The sequence below is a fragment of the Variovorax davisae genome (assembly GCF_030316845.1).
In the GTDB taxonomy this organism is placed as follows: domain Bacteria; phylum Pseudomonadota; class Gammaproteobacteria; order Burkholderiales; family Burkholderiaceae_C; genus Variovorax; species Variovorax davisae.
The window spans coordinates 100,939-120,943 of record NZ_JASZYS010000014.1 but is presented as its reverse complement, the minus strand read 5'-3'; the positions used below and the strand labels follow the sequence as shown (position 1 = coordinate 120,943).

General features: G+C 69.7%; 21 protein-coding genes. 12 read left to right on the top strand and 9 right to left on the bottom strand.

Annotated features, from left to right (window positions below):
- Positions 1 to 6 precede the first annotated feature (6 nt).
- A complete protein-coding gene (locus tag QTI33_RS27300) occupies positions 7 to 3,066 on the top strand; it encodes an FAD-binding and (Fe-S)-binding domain-containing protein (protein WP_286509522.1) in 3,060 nt (1,019 codons plus the stop codon).
- On the opposite strand, the gene QTI33_RS27295 is transcribed toward QTI33_RS27300, so the two are convergent.
- Positions 3,063 to 3,290: a hypothetical protein gene (locus tag QTI33_RS27295; protein WP_286509521.1), complete on the bottom strand. Its 228-nt coding sequence runs from the start codon at positions 3,288 to 3,290 to the stop codon at positions 3,063 to 3,065. The genes QTI33_RS27300 and QTI33_RS27295 overlap by 4 nt on opposite strands.
- A 149-nt stretch (positions 3,291 to 3,439) precedes the next feature.
- Between QTI33_RS27295 and QTI33_RS27290 the strand changes: the two genes are divergently transcribed.
- From QTI33_RS27290 to QTI33_RS27275, 4 genes are read left to right on the top strand one after another with little or no spacing between them, the layout of a single operon-like run.
- A complete protein-coding gene (locus QTI33_RS27290; RefSeq protein WP_286509520.1) occupies positions 3,440 to 3,826 on the top strand; it encodes a hypothetical protein in 387 nt (128 codons plus the stop codon).
- Positions 3,827 to 3,837: 11 nt separating this feature from the next.
- Positions 3,838 to 4,074, top strand: a complete 237-nt coding sequence (locus tag QTI33_RS27285) for a YMGG-like glycine zipper-containing protein (protein ID WP_286509518.1) — start codon at positions 3,838 to 3,840, stop codon at positions 4,072 to 4,074.
- 32 nt (positions 4,075 to 4,106) lie between these two features.
- Positions 4,107 to 4,289: a hypothetical protein gene (locus QTI33_RS27280; protein WP_286509613.1), complete on the top strand. Its 183-nt coding sequence runs from the start codon at positions 4,107 to 4,109 to the stop codon at positions 4,287 to 4,289.
- A 15-nt stretch (positions 4,290 to 4,304) separates the two neighbouring features.
- Positions 4,305 to 4,868 (top strand): methyltransferase family protein, encoded by a 564-nt coding sequence (locus tag QTI33_RS27275; protein WP_286509517.1) that lies wholly within the window; start codon positions 4,305 to 4,307, stop codon positions 4,866 to 4,868.
- 7 nt (positions 4,869 to 4,875) lie between these two features.
- On the opposite strand, the gene QTI33_RS27270 is transcribed toward QTI33_RS27275, so the two are convergent.
- Both QTI33_RS27270 and QTI33_RS27265 read right to left on the bottom strand, forming a co-directional pair.
- Positions 4,876 to 5,004, bottom strand: coding sequence for a hypothetical protein (locus tag QTI33_RS27270; RefSeq protein WP_286509516.1), 129 nt, complete (start codon positions 5,002 to 5,004; stop codon positions 4,876 to 4,878).
- 86 nt (positions 5,005 to 5,090) lie between these two features.
- Positions 5,091 to 5,573, bottom strand: coding sequence for a GNAT family N-acetyltransferase (locus QTI33_RS27265; protein WP_286509514.1), 483 nt, complete (start codon positions 5,571 to 5,573; stop codon positions 5,091 to 5,093).
- A 68-nt stretch (positions 5,574 to 5,641) separates the two neighbouring features.
- Here QTI33_RS27265 and QTI33_RS27260 point away from each other — a divergent pair, with 68 nt between their 5' ends.
- A complete protein-coding gene (locus QTI33_RS27260; RefSeq protein ID WP_286509513.1) occupies positions 5,642 to 6,658 on the top strand; it encodes a DUF2272 domain-containing protein in 1,017 nt (338 codons plus the stop codon).
- A 12-nt stretch (positions 6,659 to 6,670) separates the two neighbouring features.
- Here the strand turns inward: QTI33_RS27260 and QTI33_RS27255 are convergent, their stop codons facing one another.
- Positions 6,671 to 8,578 (bottom strand): acyl-CoA synthetase, encoded by a 1,908-nt coding sequence (locus tag QTI33_RS27255; protein ID WP_286509510.1) that lies wholly within the window; start codon positions 8,576 to 8,578, stop codon positions 6,671 to 6,673.
- On the bottom strand, positions 8,575 to 9,477 hold the full coding sequence (locus QTI33_RS27250) for a phytanoyl-CoA dioxygenase family protein (protein ID WP_286509509.1): 903 nt from the start codon (positions 9,475 to 9,477) through the stop codon (positions 8,575 to 8,577). Before QTI33_RS27250 ends, QTI33_RS27255 begins: the two co-directional genes overlap by 4 nt.
- 126 nt (positions 9,478 to 9,603) lie before the next feature.
- Here QTI33_RS27250 and QTI33_RS27245 point away from each other — a divergent pair, with 126 nt between their 5' ends.
- Together QTI33_RS27245 and cuyB are read left to right on the top strand one after the other, a co-directional pair.
- Positions 9,604 to 10,431 (top strand): YihY family inner membrane protein, encoded by an 828-nt coding sequence (locus tag QTI33_RS27245; protein ID WP_286509508.1) that lies wholly within the window; start codon positions 9,604 to 9,606, stop codon positions 10,429 to 10,431.
- 161 nt (positions 10,432 to 10,592) lie between these two features.
- Complete coding sequence (gene cuyB / locus QTI33_RS27240; RefSeq protein ID WP_286509507.1) at positions 10,593 to 11,336, top strand: cysteate racemase; 744 nt, start codon at positions 10,593 to 10,595, stop codon at positions 11,334 to 11,336.
- Positions 11,337 to 11,343: 7 nt separating this feature from the next.
- Here cuyB and QTI33_RS27235 read toward each other — a convergent pair whose 3' ends face one another.
- Genes QTI33_RS27235 through QTI33_RS27225 form a run of 3 tightly spaced genes read right to left on the bottom strand, consistent with a single transcriptional unit; the run spans position 11,344 to position 14,142 of the window.
- A complete protein-coding gene (locus QTI33_RS27235) occupies positions 11,344 to 12,228 on the bottom strand; it encodes a LysR substrate-binding domain-containing protein (RefSeq protein ID WP_286509505.1) in 885 nt (294 codons plus the stop codon).
- A gap of 28 nt (positions 12,229 to 12,256) precedes the next feature.
- On the bottom strand, positions 12,257 to 13,417 hold the full coding sequence (locus tag QTI33_RS27230; protein ID WP_286509504.1) for a mandelate racemase/muconate lactonizing enzyme family protein: 1,161 nt from the start codon (positions 13,415 to 13,417) through the stop codon (positions 12,257 to 12,259).
- Positions 13,414 to 14,142 carry a GntR family transcriptional regulator gene (locus QTI33_RS27225; protein WP_286509503.1) on the bottom strand — a complete coding sequence of 243 codons (729 nt, stop codon included), beginning with the start codon at positions 14,140 to 14,142 and terminating at the stop codon, positions 13,414 to 13,416. Before QTI33_RS27225 ends, QTI33_RS27230 begins: the two co-directional genes overlap by 4 nt.
- A 146-nt stretch (positions 14,143 to 14,288) precedes the next feature.
- On the opposite strand from QTI33_RS27225, the gene QTI33_RS27220 reads away from it, so the two are divergent.
- From QTI33_RS27220 to QTI33_RS27205, 4 genes are read left to right on the top strand one after another with little or no spacing between them, the layout of a single operon-like run.
- The gene (locus tag QTI33_RS27220) at positions 14,289 to 15,059 is read left to right on the top strand and encodes an ABC transporter permease (RefSeq protein WP_286509502.1); all 771 of its coding nucleotides are present in this window, start codon (positions 14,289 to 14,291) and stop codon (positions 15,057 to 15,059) included.
- Complete coding sequence (locus QTI33_RS27215) at positions 15,056 to 15,883, top strand: ABC transporter ATP-binding protein (RefSeq protein ID WP_286509501.1); 828 nt, start codon at positions 15,056 to 15,058, stop codon at positions 15,881 to 15,883. The genes QTI33_RS27220 and QTI33_RS27215 overlap by 4 nt, the downstream gene beginning before the upstream one ends.
- A gap of 33 nt (positions 15,884 to 15,916) precedes the next feature.
- The gene (locus QTI33_RS27210; RefSeq protein ID WP_286509500.1) at positions 15,917 to 16,921 is read left to right on the top strand and encodes an ABC transporter substrate-binding protein; all 1,005 of its coding nucleotides are present in this window, start codon (positions 15,917 to 15,919) and stop codon (positions 16,919 to 16,921) included.
- Complete coding sequence (locus QTI33_RS27205; protein ID WP_286509499.1) at positions 16,918 to 18,528, top strand: GMC family oxidoreductase; 1,611 nt, start codon at positions 16,918 to 16,920, stop codon at positions 18,526 to 18,528. Before QTI33_RS27210 ends, QTI33_RS27205 begins: the two co-directional genes overlap by 4 nt.
- Positions 18,529 to 18,568: 40 nt before the next feature.
- Here QTI33_RS27205 and QTI33_RS27200 read toward each other — a convergent pair whose 3' ends face one another.
- Positions 18,569 to 19,945 (bottom strand): hypothetical protein, encoded by a 1,377-nt coding sequence (locus QTI33_RS27200; RefSeq protein ID WP_286509498.1) that lies wholly within the window; start codon positions 19,943 to 19,945, stop codon positions 18,569 to 18,571.
- Between the last annotated feature and the right edge of the window lie 60 nt (positions 19,946 to 20,005).

The following is a 20,005-nucleotide window of genomic DNA, read 5'->3' as shown; positions in this document are numbered from 1 at the left end:
CACCCCATGCGCATCGAGCCCGCCAGCCATCTGCAGCCAGCCGGTACCGTCCTGCCCCCCAACGAAACCTGCGCGCTGCTGGCCAGGCGCCTGGCGGCCGAGACCCAGGGCGAAGTGCTCTTCGACGACGCATCGCGCGGCCGCTATGCGACCGATGCGTCGATCTACCAGATCGTGCCGGTCGGCGTGCTGGTGCCGAAGTCCGAGCGCGACATCGCGACGGCCATCGATGTGGCGCGCGATCTCAAGGTGCCGGTGCTGGCACGCGGCGGCGGCACCAGCCAGTGCGGCCAGACGACCGGCGCGGCGCTGGTGATCGACAACAGCAAGCACTTCCGGCGCTTGCTGGATCTCGATCTCGAGCGCCGCACCGTCACGGTGGAGCCGGGCATCGTGCTCGACCACCTCAACGCGCAGCTCAAGCCGCACGGGCTGTGGTTTCCGGTCGACGTGTCGACCAGCGCGCAGGCCACGCTCGGCGGCATGGCGGGCAACAACTCCTGCGGCTCGCGCTCCATCGCCTACGGCAACATGGTGCACAACGTGGCCGGCGCCAGCGCCTGGCTGTCCGACGGCGAACTGGTCGACTTCGGCCCGGTCTCGAACCTGGGTGCGAGGGCCAGCGACATCGCGCTGCATGTGCGGCAGCTGGTGCTTCAGCACCGCAGCGAGATCCATGCGCGCTGGCCCAAGGTGATGCGCCGGGTCGGCGGCTACAACCTCGACATCTTCGACAACCAGAGCGAGAAGCCCTACACGGCGGACGGCAGCGTCAACCTGGCGCACCTGCTCATCGGCGCCGAAGGCACGCTGGCCTACACCCGCAGCCTGACGCTCAAGCTCGCTGACCTGCCGCGCGCGAAGGTGCTCGGCGTCGTCAACTTCCCGAGCTTTCGCGCCGCCATGGAGGCGGCGCAGCACATCGTCAAGCTCGGCCCCACCGCGGTCGAGCTGGTCGATCGCACGATGTTCGAGCTGAGCCTCGCCAACCCCGCCTTCAGGCCGACCGTCGAGACCGCGCTGATCGGCCGGCCCGCCGCCATCCTGCTGGTCGAGTTCTCGGGCGGCGACAAGGCGTCGCTGCTGCCGAGGCTGAAGGACCTGGTGGACCTGATGGGCGAGCTCGGCCTGCCCGGCAGCGTGGTCGAGATGCGCGAGGACGCGCCGCAGAAGAACCTGTGGGAAGTCCGCAAGGCCGGCCTCAACATCATGATGAGCCTCAAGGGCGACGGCAAGCCGGTGAGCTTCATCGAGGACTGCGCGGTGCCGCTCGAGCACCTGGCGGACTACACCGACGGGCTCACCGAAGTGTTCGCCAGGCACGGCAGCCGCGGCACCTGGTATGCCCACGCCTCGGTCGGCACGCTGCACGTGCGGCCCATCCTGGACATGCGCACCGACGGTGCATCCAAGATGCGCGCCATCGCCGAGGAAGCGGGCGCGCTGGTGCGCAAGTACAAGGGCGCCTTCAGCGGCGAGCACGGCGACGGCCTGTGCCGCGGCGAGTGGATCGAATGGCAGTTCGGCCCGGCCCTCAACGAGGCCTTCCGCGCCATCAAGCAGAAGCTCGACCCGATCCATCTCTTCAACCCCGGCAAGATCATCGATCCGCCGAAGATGGACGACGGCGCGCTGTTCCGCTTCGCGCCGGCGACGGCCCCCAAGCCCTACCGGCGCATCCCGCTCACGCCGGTGCTCGACTGGTCCGCATGGAACGTGCAGGCCGATCCGGTGACGGAAGCGACCACCGCGCCGGGCACCGGCGGCGACCTCACGGGCGGCTTCGCCAAGGCCGTCGAGATGTGCAACAACAACGGCCATTGCCGCAAATTCGACGCCGGCACCATGTGCCCGAGCTACCGGGTGACGCGCGACGAGCAGCACCTGACGCGCGGTCGCGCCAACACGCTGCGCCTGGCGATCTCGGGCCAGCTCGGCCCCGACGCCTTCACCAGCGAGGCCATGCACGAGACGATGGACCTGTGCGTCGGCTGCAAGGGGTGCAAGCGCGACTGCCCGACGGGCGTCGACATGGCGAAGATGAAGATCGAGTTCCTGGCGCACTACAAGAAGAAGCACGGCCACACGCTCAAGGACAAGCTGATCGCCCGCCTGCCGGACTATGCCCACCTGGCCAGCCGGGTGCCGGGGCTGCTCAACCTGCGCAACAGCGTGCCCGGCGCGCGCTGGCTGGGCGAGAAAATGCTGGGTCTTTCAGCCCGGCGCTCGCTGCCCGCGTGGCGCAGCGACACCTTCTGGCGGGCCGGCGACCCATCGATGTTCGCGAGCCGCGAGCAGGCCCTCGCCGCCGCGCGAAGCGGACAGAAGGTGGCGGTGCTTTTCGTCGACACCTTCAACGGCAACTTCGAAAGCCAGAACGCCTGGGCCGCCGCGCGCGTGCTCAGGTCCGCCGGCTACCTGCTGCACACGGTGCGAAAGGACGGCGGCCATCACTGCTGCGGCCGCACCTACCTCGCCAGCGGCATGGTGGACGAGGCCAGGGCCAGGGCCGGTGCGCTGATCGATGCGCTGCTGCCGCTGGCCGAAGCCGGCATCGCGATCGTCGGCCTCGAGCCCTCGTGCCTGCTGACCTTGCGCGACGAGACGCTGGTCATGGGCCTCGGGGCCAAGGCCGAGACGGTGGCGGGCCAGGCCCTGCTGTTCGAGGAGTTCATCGCGCGTGAGGTGAAGGCGGGCCGGTTCCAGCTGGCGCTCAAGGCGGTGGACAAGCCGATCCTGCTGCATGGCCACTGCCACCAGAAGGCCTTCGGCGCGGTGAGCCCGATCCTCGACGTGCTGGGGCTGATTCCCGGCGCCAGGCCGGAGTTGATCGAGAGTTCCTGCTGCGGCATGGCCGGGAGCTTCGGCTACGAGGCGGCCCATTACGAGATCTCGATGCAGATGGCGGAAGCCAGCCTGCTGCCGGCGCTGCGCCGTCGGCCCGACGCGATCGTGGTGGCCGACGGCACCAGCTGCCGGCACCAGATCGCCGACGGCGCGCAGCGCGAGGCGGTCCACGTCGCGGTGCTGCTCGACCGGCAGCTGGCGACACCGGCATCGCCCTAGTCGATCCAGGGTCCGCCCAGCATCGCCTGGATGTAGGCGGCGACCTTGACCAGGTCTTCATCGGACAAGGGAATCGGGGGCGCGTCGACCAGGTGCTCGGCCACCATGTGCAGCTTGGCCGATGCGTTGGGCTGCTCCTGGAGCAGGACCGCGAGGGCCGCGGTCTGGGCGACAGCCCTCAGCTCGAGCGATCGCAGCCGTGCGTTGAAATCTTCCGCATCCATTTCGTCCATCCTTCGAGAGTCCGGGGTGAGACCCGATTCTGCTTCGGATCGGGCGGCCCGGTCATGGCCCGGCGACGCCGCGCGAAAAGGCCTTGCACCGGACTTTGTTGCAGGGAAGAATGCAAGCGGGAAGTCCTCAAGGAGATGCCATGAAAGCACTGACCCTTCCGGGACGCGCGGCCCTGATCGCCACCTGCGCACTCGCCATCGGCATGGCCTGGGGCACGGGCCGCGCAGCCGAAGTCGCCATGGTCAACGGCGAACAATGGACAGGCTCGAGCGAGGCCGTCAAGAAAGCCTACCTGGTCGGTGTCGCCAACATGGTCCAGGTCGAGCGCGCCTACCACGGCGCGACGCCGCCCTCGGACGCCCAGAGCATCGTGCCGCGCATGGCCAAGGGGATGCAGGGCCAGACCCTCGACAGCGTGCGCGACGGCGTCGACCGCTGGTATGCCGCCAACCCGACCAAGCTGAAGCGCCCGGTGCTGGACGTCATCTGGTTCGAGATGACCGTGCCCGGACTGCAAAAGAAATGATGGAGGCCCTCATGAAATCGCTTGCATGGATGGCGGGCATCGCCAGCGTGACGCTCCTCGTGGGCTGCACCAACATGACCCCGCAGCAACAGGGAACGATGAGCGGTGCCGCCCTCGGTGCCGCGGCGGGCGCCGGGATCGCGGCGATCGCCGGCGGCGACGGTTGGACGGGGGCCGCGATCGGCGGCATCGCCGGCGGCATTGCCGGCAACATCAAGGGCGGCCGCCAGCAGCAGCAGGGGTGGTGACCGGGCAGCGGGTGCGCGCGCCGCGGCTCGCCATGATCCCCCTGAATTTCGTGCCCTTCTCGCTGATCGGCCTGTCCTTGGCCATCTTCCTTGGCTTTCGTTGCGTGCCGCGCTTCGATGCGCGGTGGCTGCTGCGGTTCACGTGGAACCGCGCGGCCACGCGCTGCGACCGCGACGCCGACCTGCTGATGGCCGGCGTCGGCGTGCGCTGCTAGACCACGGCGCACGGCATGCTCCTCCCCCTGGCGGCCTACGGTCCGACCTTCGTGGTCGTGAGTTCGGTGCTGCTCTACATCTCGCGCGGGGCGATGACGAGGCCGCGCTCGCACGGCTTCTATCGCTTCTTCGCCTGGGAGTGCATCCTGGGACTGATCTGGATCAACCTGCCGGTCTGGGGTGCGGACCCGCTGGCGCTGCCTCAGCGGGTGGCGATGGTGCTGTTCATGGCCTCGGTCTGGCTGCCGGTGCATGCCTTCCGCCTGTTGCGGCGCCACGGCCATCCGGGCGAGGCGCGGCAGGACGAGGCGCTGATCGGATTCGAGAAGACGACCGCGCTCGTGACGGCCGGCGCCTTCCGCTACATCCGCCATCCGATGTACACGTCCCTGATCTGCCTGGCCTGGGGCATCTTCCTGCAGCAGTTCACCTGGCTGGGGTTGGCGCTGGTGATGGCGGCGACGCTGCTGCTGTTCGTCACCGCGCTGCGCGAAGAACAGGAATGCCTCGCGCATTTCGGCCAGGCGTACCGGGACTACATGCGCCGCACGCGCCGCTTCCTGCCCTTCCTGTTGTAGCCGGCCCTCATGCGCCCTCGGTCTGCGCGTCGGGCCCGGCGTCCTGCAGGCAGGCATTGCGCAACGGCCCCGGGCACTGCTCGCGGAAGTCCGCGAAGCCGAAGGCGCTCACCGCCAGCGTGGCGGCCAGCAGCAACAGCCAGGCGGTCGCCGCGAGTTTCGCCAGTCAGGGGTCGGCCATGCACGCCGGCGGAATCTGCAGGTGAGGCGGCCCTCGGCGATTCAGGCCAGCAGCAGTCCCAGCACGTGCTCGTCGACGTAGTGCGATTGGTCGCTTCGCTTGTAGAAGTCGCGCAGCGTGCCTTCGTGGACGAAGCCGAGCTGGCGGTAGAAGCGCAGCGCCTGCGTGTTGTCGCTCTCGGCGTACAGCTCGACGCGGCGGATGCCTTCGGCGCGCAGCTGCGCGATCGCGTCCTCCATCATGGCCCGGCCGATGCCTGCGCCATGCCGGCGCGGGTCCACGGCCAGAGTGCCGAGCAGAGCCACGTGGCGCACCCGGCCCGGGTAGCGCGTGGTCTTGTAGAAGCCGGCGATCCCGCCGTCGACCTCCCAGACGAAGAAGCTGCCGCTCGCCAGCAACTCGGCATAGACCGCCTCGAAATCTTCGAAGGGCATCGGGTCATAGGTCAGGAACGGAACCACCTTCTCGTGGCTGTAGATCGAGAACACGTGGCGGATGTCTTCGAGTCGGGCGAGGCGTCGCATGGTGGTGGTGTGGCGTCGGCAAGGGCGGCCGAAGTGTAGTCGCGCGCCGGGGCTATGCTCGGGTCCGAATGCCCTTCCATTTCGCGCCACGGCGACTTCTTCCGGTCGCCGTTTTCCTGCTGGCCTTGGCCGCGCCGTTCGCCGCCGGGGCCGCTTCGCTGTGCCTCGACACCGCCCTGCAGTCCGCCCCGCCAGCCCGGGCGCTGGCGATGGCGGCCGCGGCCGAGCGCGAGCACCGGGCCTTCGGCGGCCAGGCCATGGATGCCGAAGGCCGGCTCACCGATTCGGGCCTGTCGGAGGCCGAGGACGTGCGCGCCGGTGCACTGGCCGCCGCACCCTGGGAGCGGGTGCTCGGCTATTGGGGCGCCGTCGATCCGCTGCAAGGCCGTCTGCCCTACCTCGTGCGCTTCGGCGCGCTGCGCCCGGCCGATCGGCAGCTCCTGCGGCAGGCGCTGAACCAGGCCACGGCCGCCCGCCTGCAAGGCCTGGGCGTCGGCCCCGACCAGGGCCTCGAATCGCACGAGCTGCGCGCCGCGCTCGCCGCGATCGATCGGGTCGCGGTGATCGACACTCCCTGGTCGGCGGCCTTCGTGAGCTGGCTCGCGCGCCAGGCCGGACTGGGCGCGGACGAGTTCCAGTTCTCCGAGGCCCATGCCGACTACGCGGGCGCAGCCTGGCAGGCCGGCAGCGCCGAGGCGGCCGGCCGTCCGACCGCCTACGCGATGCGTGCCTGCGACATCACGCGCACACCGCCGCGCGTCGGCGACCTGGCCTGCCAGGCGCGCGGCACCGGTGCCGGGCTCGACAGCTTCGAGAAGATCGGCGAGGCGCTGGCGGCTCGCCGCAGCGGCGGCGGCGCCTTGCCGATGCACTGCGATGTGGTGGTGGCGGTCGATGCCCTGGGCTTCGATGCCATCGGTGGCAACGTGCTGCAGTCCGTCACCTTGCGACGGCTGGCCTTTGCGCCGGGAACCCGGCGGCTCGATCCCAGCTACCTCGGCGACGGCTGCGGTGCGGGCACGGCCGATTGCGTCGACCGCCACATGAGCCGTCAGCCCTGGTCGTTGCTGCTGCAGTGGCGCTGAGCCGCGCCGGGCTCAGCGCCAGACCGTCTCGTGCTTCAGGACCAGCGGGTCCAGGCGCTCGTCGATCTGCCGCTCGAGCGAATCGCGATCGCCCGCGGCCACGCCGGCGACCGCGACCTTGACCAGGCTGCCGTGCAGCGCATGGGCGCCGACCTCGACCGTGAGTTCGCGACCGCCGTGCTGCAGGTCCGACAACAGGCGCAGCGCCACGCGCTGCGCCGCCTGCCACCGCAGCGCGGGCTTGAAGACCTTGCCCACCGCGGTCAGCGGCAGGGCCTCGACGAACAGCACCTCGACTGGCAGCGCCGCGCGTTCCGGCGTGTCGGCGGCCACGAAGGCGAGCAGGTCGGCCGCTTCGACCGCCGCGCCGGGCTTCAACTGCACGAAGGCGATCGGCAGCTCGCCCGCATAGACGTCCGGCTGGCCGACCACGCTGGCCTGCGCCACCGCGGGATGCCGGAAGAAGACCTCCTCGATCGCCATCGGGTCGATGTTGTGGCCGCCGCGGATGATCAGGTCCTTGGCGCGGCCGGTGATCCAGAGGTAGCCTTCGGCGTCGAGGCGGCCGAGGTCGCCGGAGTTCACCCAGCCGGGCGCGACGAAGGCTTCGCGGTTGTGGCTGTCGCTCAGGTAGCCGCCGAACACGCCGGGGCCACTCATCGCCACGACCCCGCTCTCGCCCACCGCGCAGTCGCGCGTCGCACGCCCCTCGGCATCGACCTCGACGATCCGCACCCGGCTGTACGGCACCGGGTGGCCGACCGAGCCCAGGCGGATCGGCCGGTCGCGGTAGGCCAGGGTGTGGACGCTCGAGGTCTCGGTCATGCCGTAGACCTCGATCACCGGCACCTCGAAGCGCTGCGCGTAGGCCCGGCCGATCGGCACCGGGATCGCCGAGCCGCCGCCCGAGCAGATCCGGATGCTCGAGACGTCGGCGCCGTCGATCGGCACGTTGAGCGCGGCGCCGAGCACGGTCGGAACCCCGCCGAACACTTCGGGCCGAAAGCGTTCGACCAGCCGCCAGACATTGCGCACGGCGACCGGGTTGCGCCAGCCCGACGGCGACAGCACGACGATCGTGCCGCCGGCGCTCAGCTGCGCCAGGCCTTGCGTCAGCGCGCCGCCCACATGGAAGAGAGGCAGGCCGAACAGCAGCGGCGTGCCGGCACGCACGTGCAGCATCAGGCCCACGGCCCAGGCCTGGTACACCTGGTTGCCGTGCGTATGGCGCACCAGCTTCGGCATGCCGGTGGTGCCGCCGGTGTGGAAGTAGGCGGCGGTGTCGCCGGCCGCGATGTGCCGGCCGCCGAGCAGCCGGTCGGCCGGCTGCCGCTCCACCAGCGCGTCGAAGCTGTGGACGGCGCGTGCCGCGTCGCCCTGGCCGCCGACCACGACGATCGCCTTCAGGTCCGGCAACTGGTCGCGGATGCGTTCGACCTTGGCCCAGATGTCGGTGCCGGGCACGGGGCCGAGCGCCACCAGCACCTTCGTCTTCGCGGCCCGCAGGATCTCGGCGATCTGGCCGGCCTCGAGCAGCGGATTGACCGGATTCGCGATGCCCGCCGCTTCGGCGCCGAACAGGCAGAAGAAGCTCTGCGGAACCAGCGGCAGCAGCAGGCTGACGACGTCGCCGGGGCCGACGCCCAGTTCGGTGAACAGGTTCGCGGCCTGCGTCACGCGGCCGATGAACTGACGGTGGCTGATGCGCAGCGGCGCTTCGTCGGGCTCCGCCTCGCGCAGGAACACGATCGCATCGGCGTCGGGGTCGCAGGCCGCGCCGCGCTGCAGGGCCTGGTAGGTGCTCTGTGCGGCGATCCGCTCGGCGTAGGGCGTGGCCTCGAAGGCCCGCAGCTGGGCGTCGGTCGCGAAGACCGGCCATTCGTCGCCGATCAGCCGATCCAGGGGATGCGCGGTGGTCATGGGGTCTCCTGTGGGCGCCGGCCGTCGCGAGGCGCAGCGGCTACGGCATTGACGTGGTCGGGCTGCAGCACCTTGGCCGGGTGCGACGCCGTGACGTGGCCCATGAAGGGCGGCATGATCGCGTAGCCGAGCAGCGTCTGCAGGCGCGGCGACATGCCGCGCACCAGCGTCGGCGGGAGGCCGAGGTAGAAGTTCTCCTGGGTGCGCGCCCAGGGTTCGCAATACTGGTTCGAGAACGCCAGCCGCGGCGCCGCACTGCGATTGGCGCCGCCGCGGTGCATCAGCGTGCCATGGAAGAAGATGCAGGCGCCCGCCGGCACGACCATCGGCACCAGCAGCCGCTCCAGCGAGGGCGGCATCGGCGCATCGGCATCGCGGCCGTCGTAGGCGCCGATGATCCGGGCGTCGCTCCACCGGTGGCTGCCGGGGATGAGTTCGGTGCCGCCGTTCTCGGCCGTGAACGCATCGACCGCGACGATCGTGCTGAAGCTGATGGAGGGCCGCGGGCGTGGCACCGGATAGAACGAATCGTCGTAGTGGATCGGCTGCGGCGTCTCGCCGGGATGGATGCAGATCGCCTGGCTCGCCGTCAGCAGGTAGCCCGGCGCCAGCAGCCGGTCGAGCAGCGCCAGCACGCGCTGGTCTTCGGCGATGTCCTCGAAGCAGCGGCCCCGGCCGACCAGTGTGTAGACCCGCTCCGTGCGCACGCCCTCGAAGCTGTTGCGTCCGGTGTGGCTGCCCAGATGCGGCGCGAGGCCCGCGCGGACCCGCTGGAGATCTTCTGCCCGCAGGAAGTCGGGGATGACGGTGTAGCCCTGGGCGTCGAGTTCGGCCAGCTGGCGCTGCACGCCGATGGCGCTGTCCCGGCGGTCTGGCGCCTGGTCCGTCAGTGTGGTCATGAAGATCCTCGGGATGCCGGTCGCGCGCAGCGTAGCCCGGAAAGCCGGCCCGGACAACCAAGAGGAACCCCGAGGCCGGCGGCGGCAGCCTTCACAATCGGCGGGCCGATTTTCTTGCCGCGACCCATGCTCACCCTGACCCGAATGACGATCCAGCGCGCCCGCAAGGAGCGCTTGCCCCAGGTCGCCGGGAGCCTGACCTTCACCACCCTGCTGTCCATCGTGCCCTTGCTGGCGGCGAGCTTCGCGCTCTTCACGCACTTCCCGGTCTTCCGGCGCTTCAGGGATGCGATCCAGGAGTTCCTGCTGAGCCGGCTGCTGCCGGCCGATATCGCGCGCACGGTCCTGAAGTACCTGAACCAGTTCGCCGCCAACGCCAGCGGGCTGACCTGGGTCGGCTCGCTGCTGCTGCTGTGCACGGCGGTCGCGATGCTGCTCACCGTGGAGAACGCCCTGAACCAGATGTGGGAGGTGCGGCGCAACCGGCCGTTCTTCAGGCGGGTCGGCCTGTACCTGCTGATGCTGGCGGTCGGGCCCCCGGTGCTGGGCCTGAGCCTGTGGGCAACGTCCCACGTGCTGGGCGCCTCCCTGGGCTGGATCGGCGCGCTGCCGGCTTCGCTCGCCTTCGTGCTCGACCTCGGGCCGCTGCTGCTCGTGCTGGCCGCGCTGACAAGCATGTACTACCTGGTCCCGAACACCCGGGTGCGCCTGCGCGATGCCCTCGCGGGCGGCCTGATCGCCAGCCTGGCCTTCGAACTCGGCAAGCGCGGCTTCGCCGGCTACCTCGCCAAGGTGCCGACCTACAAGGCGGTCTACGGGACCTTCGCGGCGTTTCCGATGTTCCTGCTCTGGGTGTATTTCTCGTGGCTGGTGACGCTGGTCGCGGCCATGATCGCGGCCAACATGGGGCGTGCGCGGCGCGGTGGCAAAGGCGGGGCGCGAGTTCATAAGTGAAGCCTATGAAGTGGCATGAAAGCGCGTTGATCGGCTAGATGCCACAGCTCTAGCATCGACGATGGTTCCACGAACGATCCGTCCACCGCTGCCATGAAGACCTCCATCGCAACTTCCGCTTCGCTGCCTTCACGCCGAAGGGCGTCAACCTCGACGCGCCCATGAGCCGGGCGTCGCGGGCCCCAGGTCTTCTGGGCGTACTCGGTGGCATGGGGCCGCTCGCCACCATCGACTTCCTGCAGAAGCTGCTGGCGGCGACGCCAGCCGAGACGGACCAGGAGCACGTGCCCGTCGTCACCGCATCGGTGCCGCAAATCCCCGACCGTGCCGCCGCGTTCCGGGGCGGGGGCGCGTCGCCGCTGCCCGCGATGATCGAGTGCGGACAACGCCTGATCGACGCGGGCGTCAGCCTGATCGTCATGCCCTGCAATACGGCGCACCTCTGGTACGAGCCGCTCCAGGAGGCGTTGGCGATACCGATGATTCATCTGGTGGATGCCGCCCTCGATGACGTCGCGGCATCGGTCGGAAGCAACGGCCGCGTCGGCTTGCTGGCGACCGATGCCACGATCGCCTCCGGGCTGTATCTGAACCGGCAGTCGAAAGCGGGACGCTCCTTGCAGTGGCTCCTGCCGACCGGCAGCGACATGGCGGACCTGGTCATGCCCGGCATCCACGCGGTCAAATCCGGGCATCGATCGCTCGGGGAACGGCTGCTTTCGAAGGCTGCCGCCGCGTTGGCGGGACGCGGCGCGCAAGCCGTGCTGCTCGGGTGCACTGAAATTCCGGTCGTTCTCAACAACCGGAATTCGCCCGTGCCGGTGGTGGATGCGACCGATTCGCTGGCGAGGCGCAGCGTCGCCTGGTCCGTCGACGCCCGCGCCGACCGGAGAACCGCTGCGTAGCAGCGGCTCAGGCCGCCGTCACGGTGCGGAAGGCCTTGATGAAATCCTCGACCGGCCCGGGTGACCGCAGGCCTTGGGGCAGCAGGGCCTTCACGTCGACGGCGACTTCGGGAAGGACTGTCCGCACGTGCAGCAAGGCGCTGCGCGACGCTCTTGCCGTGAAGGAGTCGAGGATGGCGGGACCGAATCCTTCCTCGGCCAGCACCATCGCGATGTGGTGCGTCTGAACCGTGATGTTGGCGCGTGGCGCGACGCCCAGCCGCGCCCACTGCTCCGCCAGCATCGTGCCGATGGGGTCGCGCTCGTCGATGCGGATGAACGGGGTCCGCAGCACCTCCTCCAGCGCCACCGTGCTTCGCTTGTCCGCACCAGGCGTTGCCAGCCTGGAAACGCAGACCAGGCGCCCGGTCGCGATGGGCTCCTCCTGAACCGCGGGATGCGATTGGCCGCCATAGACGATGCCGACGTCGGCCTCCTGGAGCGCTATCGATTGCGTGATCTCGCGTGAATGCTGGACCCGGATCGAGACGTTCATGTCCGCATGGCGCTTGCGAAACAGCTTCAGTGCATCGGGAAGCGCCCGCACGGCCAGCGACGGAACGATCAGGATTCGAAGCCCGACCGCCTGATCATTTCCCAGCGCCACGGAGAGTCTTCGCACCGACTCCAGCTGCGTCATCAGCAGCTGGACTTCGGCGTACAGGGCGTGGGCCTGGTGGGTGGGCACCAGTTTGCGCCGCTGGCGCGTGAAGAGCGCGTACCCCAGCTGCAGCTCGGCATGCTGCAAGGTCTGGGTGACGGACGGCTGGGTGACGTGGAGCAGCTTGGCCGCACCGCCGACCGTACCGGCCAGCATGATGGCGTTGAATACTTCCAGGTGCTTGAGGCGCATGTCTGCTCGATTCGGCCGTCGGGCGCGCTCAGCCGCACGCGGCACGGATGGCCTCGGAGATCCGGCCCACGTCCGGTTCCACCCCGATGCCCGGCGCCTCGCCCAGGCTGGCGCGCCCGTCCTCGCGCAACTGCTGGAAGGCCGGGGCCACTTCCGTGCGCAGAGGGTTGTCGTTGGCATCCACCTCCAGCAGGCCGTCGCCGCCCGCCGCCGCCAGCAGGTGTGCCGAAGCCAGCAAGCCCACGCCGGCGCCCAGGTAGTGCGGGCAATAGCGCAACCCGGCGGCCTGGGCGCGTCGAATGACCGGCAGGCCGGCCGAGATGCCGCCCCACTTGGCGGCGTCGGGCTGCAGCACCGACAGCACGCCGGCCGCCAGCGCGGCGTCGAAGGCGTCATCGCCCGCGAGGTTTTCCCCCGCCGCCAGCGCCATCCCGGTGCTGGCCTTGAGCGCCTGCCATTCGCTCCAGGGACGGTCGGCGCGCAGGGGTTCTTCGAGCCAGCGCAGCGCGTAGGGCGCGAGCAGCGGTGCCATGCGCTGCGCCTCGGCCAAGGTCCAGCTCTGGTTGGCGTCCACCATCAGCTCGGCATCGTCGCCCAGCGAGCGCCGCATCGCATCGAGGTTGGCGAGGTCGCGCTGCTGCCCGAAGCCGATCTTGAGCTTGAAGGCGCGGTAGCCCTCGTCGCGCCGGCGCAGCGCCATCCGCTCGGGCTGGTCGGGATTGATCCCGCTCGCATAGACCGGGACGCTGCCGCGGGTGCCGCCCAGGTGCCGGTACAGGGGCTGGCCGGCGCGGCGCGCGCTCAGGTCCCACAGCGCCAGGTCGATGCCGGCGATCGTCTGCGCGATCGGCCCCGGCTCGCCCGACTGGATGGCCAGCACCGCCGTGCGTTCGGTGAGCGTCGCCCAGGCGTGCGCCGGCCCCGCGAACGGCTGGCCGAGCAGCAGCGGCGCCATCACCGTGTCCAGCAGGCGCGCCCGGTGCTCCGCGCCGCAGCCGGGGAAGTTGCACCAGATCTCGCCCCAGCCGACGGCGCCATCCACATCCTCCGCGCGCACGAACACGGCCGGCCTGTCGTGCATGACGCCGAAGGACGTGCGCACCGGCGTCGTCACCGGATAGCGGAAGACCAGCGCCTCGAGTCGGGCCAGGGTGAGGGCGTTGGCGGGCAGCGGGGGGATCCGGGTCATGGCTTGAGGTTCATTTCGACGTGGATCGCATCGCCACGATAGGTCACCTCGGCGAAGTAGATCACGCGGTCGGCTTCATCGCGGAACACGCGGCGCACCTCGGCCACCGGGGCGTTGACGGGCACGCCGAGCAGGTGGGCGACCTCCAGGTCGGCCGTGCCGATGGTCAGCACCTGGTGCGCGTGCGCGATGGTCACGCGCTTCATCGAGGCCAGCAGGGGGATCACGGTTTCGTCGCGGAAGCGCCTGGGGCTGCGGCGGAAGATGCGCTCGTCGAGATGGATGTTGATCACGCAGTACGGCTGGCCGTCGCGCGAGTGCACCCGGCGCATGAACACGTAGCGCTCGACCGGCGTGCCTTCGTCGGGACGCAGCGCGGGTGCGGTGGTCGACTCGTCGATGTTGACGATCTGCGGTTCGGTGTCGCGGTACATGCGGGCCAGCTCGTCGAGCGTGGTCACCACGTTGAGCCAGCGCTCGTTGGCGGGGCGTCCGGTCACGAAGGTGCCGCGGCCCTGCTGCGGAGAGACCAGGCCGTCGCGCGCCAGCAGGTCGATCGCCTGGCGCATGGTGACGCGCGCCACGCCGAACTCCGCGCCCAGTTCTTCCAGCGACGGCAGCCGATGCCCCTGGCTCCACAGGCCGCGCGCGATGCGCTGGCGCAGCACGTCGGCCACCTGCAGGTAGCGGGGGATCGGGCTGGCGGAAAAGTGCAGGGCGGACATGGTGGTCAGGCGCAGAAGCTTATGCGGAAAAAGTCGAACGCCGGCAGGTCGGCCTGGACTGGTCAGCTAAAGGTCTGGTCTATAGTATGACTTGACTCATCGCGCACAACAACACGGCCACCGGCCATGCTTCCAGGAGACCCGTTTTGACGCCATCGCACTCGGCGCCCCGGCGTGCCGCCCTGATTCTCGCGCCCTGGCTGGTGCTGCTGCTGGCCTGGTACGCGGTGCGCGCCAGCGGCCTGGTGAACCCCGCGCTGGTGCCGGCCCCGCACCAGGTGGCGGCCAAGTTCGTCGAGCTGGCGCGCGACCGCTTGCCGCTCGACGTCTGGATGTCCACGCAGCGGGTGTTCATCGGCGTCACGCTGGGCACGCTGCTGGCGGTGCCGGTGGGGTTCTGCCTGGGCTGGTACAAGAGCCTGCGCACCTTCGTGGATCCGGTGATCAACTTCTTCCGCGCCCTGCCGCCGATCGCGCTGATCCCGCTGGTGATCGTGTACTTCGGCATCGGCGAGGCGGCCAAGACGGCGATCCTCTTCTACGCCTCCTTCTTCGCCGGCGTGATCGTGATGTACGAAGGCATCGCGCAGATCAGCCCGATCTACGTGCGCGTGGCGCGCACGCTGGGCGCCAACGACTTCGAGATCTTCGCCAAGGTGATCGTGCCGCTGACGGTGCCGCACATCCTCACGGCGGTCCGGGTGGCGCTGGGCGTGGCCTGGGCCACGCTGGTGGCCTCCGAGCTGATCGCCGCGCAGCAGGGGCTGGGCGCGCTGATCCAGAACGCGTCCGCTTTCTTCCAGCTCGACATCATCTACGTGGGCATCATCTGCATCGGCTTCATCGCGCTGGTCATGGACCTGCTGCTGCGCGCCCTGAGCCGCCGCCTGGTGGCCTGGCAGGACCGCATCGCATGACCCTGCCCACCCAGACCGAGGCGCCGGTGCGCGTCTCCTTCCGCGACGTGTCGGTGGACTTCCCCACCGCGCAGGGCCCGATGCGGGTGCTCGACGGCGTGTCGCTCGACATCCGCCAGGGCGAGTTCGTGTCGATCATCGGGCCTTCGGGATGCGGCAAGACGACGCTCATGAACATCCTCGGCGGCTTCGTGCAGCCCAGCGCCGGGCAGGTGCTGCTCGACGGCCAGCCGGTTCGCGGTCCCGGCCCGGACCGCGGCGTGATCTTCCAGGAGTACGGCGTCTTCCCCTGGCTCACGGTGCGGCAGAACATCGCCTTCGGCCTCAAGCTCGCGGGCAACAAGATCCCGAAGCCGGAGCACCAGGCCATCGTCGAGCGCTACATGGCGCTGATGGGCCTTGCGGACTTCGCCGACCATTTCCCCAAGCATCTCTCGGGCGGCATGCGCCAGCGGCTCGCGATCGCGCGTGCCTACGCGGTGCGGCCGCAGTTCCTGCTGATGGACGAGCCCTTCGGCGCGCTCGACGCCCAGACCCGCAGCGCGATGCAGGACCTGCTGCTCGAGGTCCTGCAGACCGAAGGCAAGACCGTGCTGCTGATCACGCACTCGGTCGAGGAGGCGATCTACCTGTCCTCGCGCATCGTGGTGGTGACGGCGCGGCCGGCACGCATCCGCACCGTGATCGACGTGCCGTTCGGCTACCCGCGGGCGGAGAACGTGCACGCGGACCCGCGCTTCGGCGTCCTGCGCGCGCAGATCCACGAACTGGTGATGCAGGAATACGCAGCGCAGGCCCGCCAGACCCTGCGCATGGCCGATTGAATCCTTGCCGCTTTCAACCCAGGAGACTCCCCCATGCCCATCCAACGCAGAAGCTTCATCCGCCACACCGTCGCCGCGACCGCGGCCCTCGGCATCGGGCTTCCGGCCCTCGCCCAGTCGCGCACCAAGGTCAAGGTCGGCTACCTGCACACGCCGGCCGTCGACGGCCAGCTCTGGCTGGGCATCCAGGCGGGCAGCTTCGCGAAGCAGGGGCTCGAGCTGGAGCCCATTCAGTTCACCACCGGGCTGGAGTTGTTCCAGGCGATGATCGGCGGCAGCCTCGACGTGCTGGCCACGGGCGCCGTGTTGTCCAACTTCCCGGCGCGCGGGCAGGGCAAGGTCTTTCTGATCAACAACATCGAGTACGCGACCGCCCAGCTCTGGGTGCGCGGCGATTCCGGCATCAACAGCCTCGCCGACCTCAAGGGCAAGCAGATCTCCACCACCACGGGCACCACGGCGCACGTGTTCCTCGACCGCGCGCTGCGCTCCGCCGGCCTGGATCCGGCCAAGGATGTGCAGCTCGTCAATCAACGCATGTCCGAGGCCGTGACTTCCGTGATTTCCGGCGCCGTGCCGGCAGTGGCCCTCTGGTCTCCCTTCGACTCGGTGGTGCGGCAGAAGCTGCCCGGTGCACGCAAGATCGTCGATGCCTCGGCCTTCTTCCCGCAGGCCGCGATCGTCGGCGGCTGGGCCGCGCGCAACGACTACTACGAGAAGAACAAGGCCGTCCTCGGCAAGCTCATCGCGGGCTGGCTGCCGGCCAACGAGCAGATCGTGTCCAGCCCCGACGCCGCGGCCGAGCAACTGCAGAAGACGCAGTACAAGGAAGTGCCGCTGGCCGAGTTCAGGGAGCAGTTCAAGGCCTCCAAGTACTACTCGTCGGCCGAGTGGCGTGCCAAGTACACCGACGGCACCGTCACGCAATGGCTGCAGCAGGTGACGGACTTCTTCGTCCAGACCGCCAACATTCCCAATGCGCTGAAGGCGCAGCAGTACTTCGACCCGACGCTGTTCACGGCCCTTGTGAAGGCATGACGACGGCGGCCCGCGAAGGCTTCGACCACATCATCGTCGGCGCCGGTTCGGCCGGCTGCGTGCTGGCCAACCGGCTCAGCGGTGCGGGCCGTCGCGTGCTGCTGCTGGAAGCCGGCGGCGCCGGCGGCCATTTCTGGCTGCGCCTGCCGGTCGGCTACTTCCGCTCGATCTACGACCCGCGTTTTTCCTGGCAGTTCGAGGTCGAGCCGCAGGGCCAGACGGGCCATCGCAGCATCGTCTGGCCGCGCGGGCGGGTGCTCGGGGGGTCCAGCGCCATCAACGGGCTGATCTACATCCGCGGCCAGCACGCCGACTTCGACGATTGGGCGCGCGCCGGCGCCGAGGGCTGGGGCTACCGCGAGGTGCTGCCTTTCTTCAAGAAGTCCGAGCGCTACGCGGGCGGCGAGAGCGAATACCACGGCGCCGGCGGCGAGCTCGGCGTGTCCGACCTGCGCAACGACCATCCCTATTGCGCGGCCTGGCTCCGAGCGGGCGCGCAGGCGGGCTTTGCGGCCAGCGACGACTTCAACGGCGCCCAGGACCAGGGCCTGGGCGCCTACCAGCTCACCTTGCGCGGCCACTGGCGCTGCGATGCGGCCGTCGCATTCCTGCAGCCCGCCATGGCGCGGCCGAACCTGCGGGTGCGCACCGGCGTGCATGTGACGCGCGTGGTCATCGAAGGGGGCCGCGCGAGCGGCGTGGAATGGCTCGAAGACGGGGTGCTCCGCCGCGCCGTGGCGGATGGCGAGGTGATCCTGGCCGCCGGTGCGCTGCAAAGCCCGCAGCTGCTTCAGTTGTCGGGCATCGGGCCCGCCGCCATGCTGCGCCGGCACGGCATTGCGGTGCGCATGGACGCCCCCGAGGTCGGCGCCAACCTGCAGGACCACTACCAGGCACGGGTGATCGTCAAGCTGCGCGAACGGATGTCGCTCAACGACCAGGTGCGCAGTCCGCTGGGGCTCGCGCGCATGGGTGCGCAATGGCTGTTCGGCCAGCGCGGGCCCCTCACGGTGGGCGCGGGCCAGGTCGGCGGCATGGTCCGCAGCGCGGTTGCCAAGGACGCGCGCGCCGACGTGCTGTTCAACGTGATGCCGCTGTCGGTCGACAAGCCGGGCGACGCACTGCACCGCTTCTCGGGTTTTTCGGCCTCGGCGGCGCAATGCCGGCCCGAGTCGCGCGGCACGGTGTCGCTGCGTTCGGCCGATCCGCTGGCGCCGCCGCGCATCGTGTCCAACTACCTCACCGAGCCGCACGACATTCGCGTGCTGGTCGAGGGCCTCAAGACCCTGCGCGACATCTACGCGCAGCCGGCTTTCCGCGGCCTGGTGACCGGCGTCGAACACCTGCCGGGCAATTCGCTTCGCAGCGACGAGGATCTCGCGCAGTTCGCTCGCGCCAAGGGCGGCACCGTGTTCCACCCGGTCGGCACCTGCCGCATGGGCGGCGACACGCGTTCGGTCGTCGATGCACGCTTGCGCGTGCGCGGCGTGCAGGGCCTGCGCGTGATCGACGCCTCGGTGATGCCCACGATGACGTCGGCCAACACCAATGCGGCGGCCATCCTCATCGGCGAGAAGGGTGCCGACCTGGTGTTGCGCGGCGCCTGACCCGAGCAAGCGTCAAGGCCGCGCAGCCGTGCGGCGGGTGTCAGTTCGGCAGTTCCGAAACACCCATCAGGACGTAGTCCAGGTCCCCGTTGGTGACCGGCGTGGTGGCATCCTTCGTCGAGCTGACCAGGACGTACACGTACTTGGTGATGCCTTCGAACTGGTACTTGAAGGCCTTGGCACGCAGCACGGCGGCTCCGTCGGTCTTCTGTTGTTCGAGTCCCGTTGCGGCGAAGGCCTGCGCGATGCCTGCGGTCGCCGGGTCGCTGGACTGGCCGGTGGCCGTGAACACGAACGAGCCGTCCGACAGGAAGCGCGAAGTGCCGGTGCGTGCGCAGTTCTCGTATTCCGCGAAGTACTGCCCCTGCAGTTCGGCCGGATCGGAGACCGGAACCAGGTCTTCCGAGACATAGACGTACTGGCTGCGCGCAACGCCGGCGTTCGAGACGCAAAGCTCGCCGACCCGGTTGCCGTCGAGGCTCACGAAACTGCTCATCCCCGCCAGCGTGGCCAGGTTGCCGTCGGAGGCGTAGGTGCCGGAGATCCCCACGGTTCCGCGGTGGGGGTCGGGGATCGACATCGTGTAGGTGCCCGCCAATGTCTTGGCCGCACCGACGCGCAGGGTCGTGAGGTTCGGCGTCGTGAAGGCGGTCCCCACATAGGCTTCCTGCGTCAACGCCTCGCCGGCCGCGGCACGGGTGGCTGCTTCGGCCTGGCTGAGCCCGATGGCCGCCAGGGCGGCACGGTAGCTCTCCAGCAGGTCGTCGCCGGCATCACCATTCCTGGCGCTGAACGGCGAGGTGAGGGGATCGAACCCGTCGGGCAGGGCCAGCCGGCCGGGCAGCGTGGCCAGCGTCAGCTTGAACTTGGCCAGCGCGTCGGCCAGTGCGGTCGACGTGATCTGGCTGGTCAGCGCCCCGTTGGTCGAACTTGCGAACCAGGTCGCCGGATCCTGTCCGCTGAGAATGCCCACGATCAGGTCGGTGAGCGGGGTGATGTTCGTCGTGCCCGGTGCGGCCACCACGGAATGCAGCACGGTGGTGCTGGGTGTCACCGACAAGTTGAGCATCGAGGCGTAGTTGGTGATGCTCTGCGTGCCCGTGACGCGCGCCACGCAGGGATAGTCGGTGCTCTTGAGCGAGGCCGTCCAGACGCCGTCGGCGTCGGTGGTGGCGGCTGCCGTGGCGCCCGAGGCGCACTTCAGCTCCACGCTCCCGCCGTTGATCGGAGCGCCGACGGCGGCCACGCCCGTGACCGTGGTGGTGCTGCTGGCGGGGGTGCTGGCCGGGGTCGTCGTGCCTGCGGTCGGCACGAAGCCATAGCCACCGCCGCCCCCGCCGCATGCCGTCACGGCGGCCACCATCAGGGCGCTCAGCGCCCACCGGGCGCCGAGGCGCGTGTTTCGAGTCTTCTTCAATTCCTGTCCTTCGATCTCATGGGGAGGAGGCCGCCGTGCGGCCTCGGACGGGCGATGGCC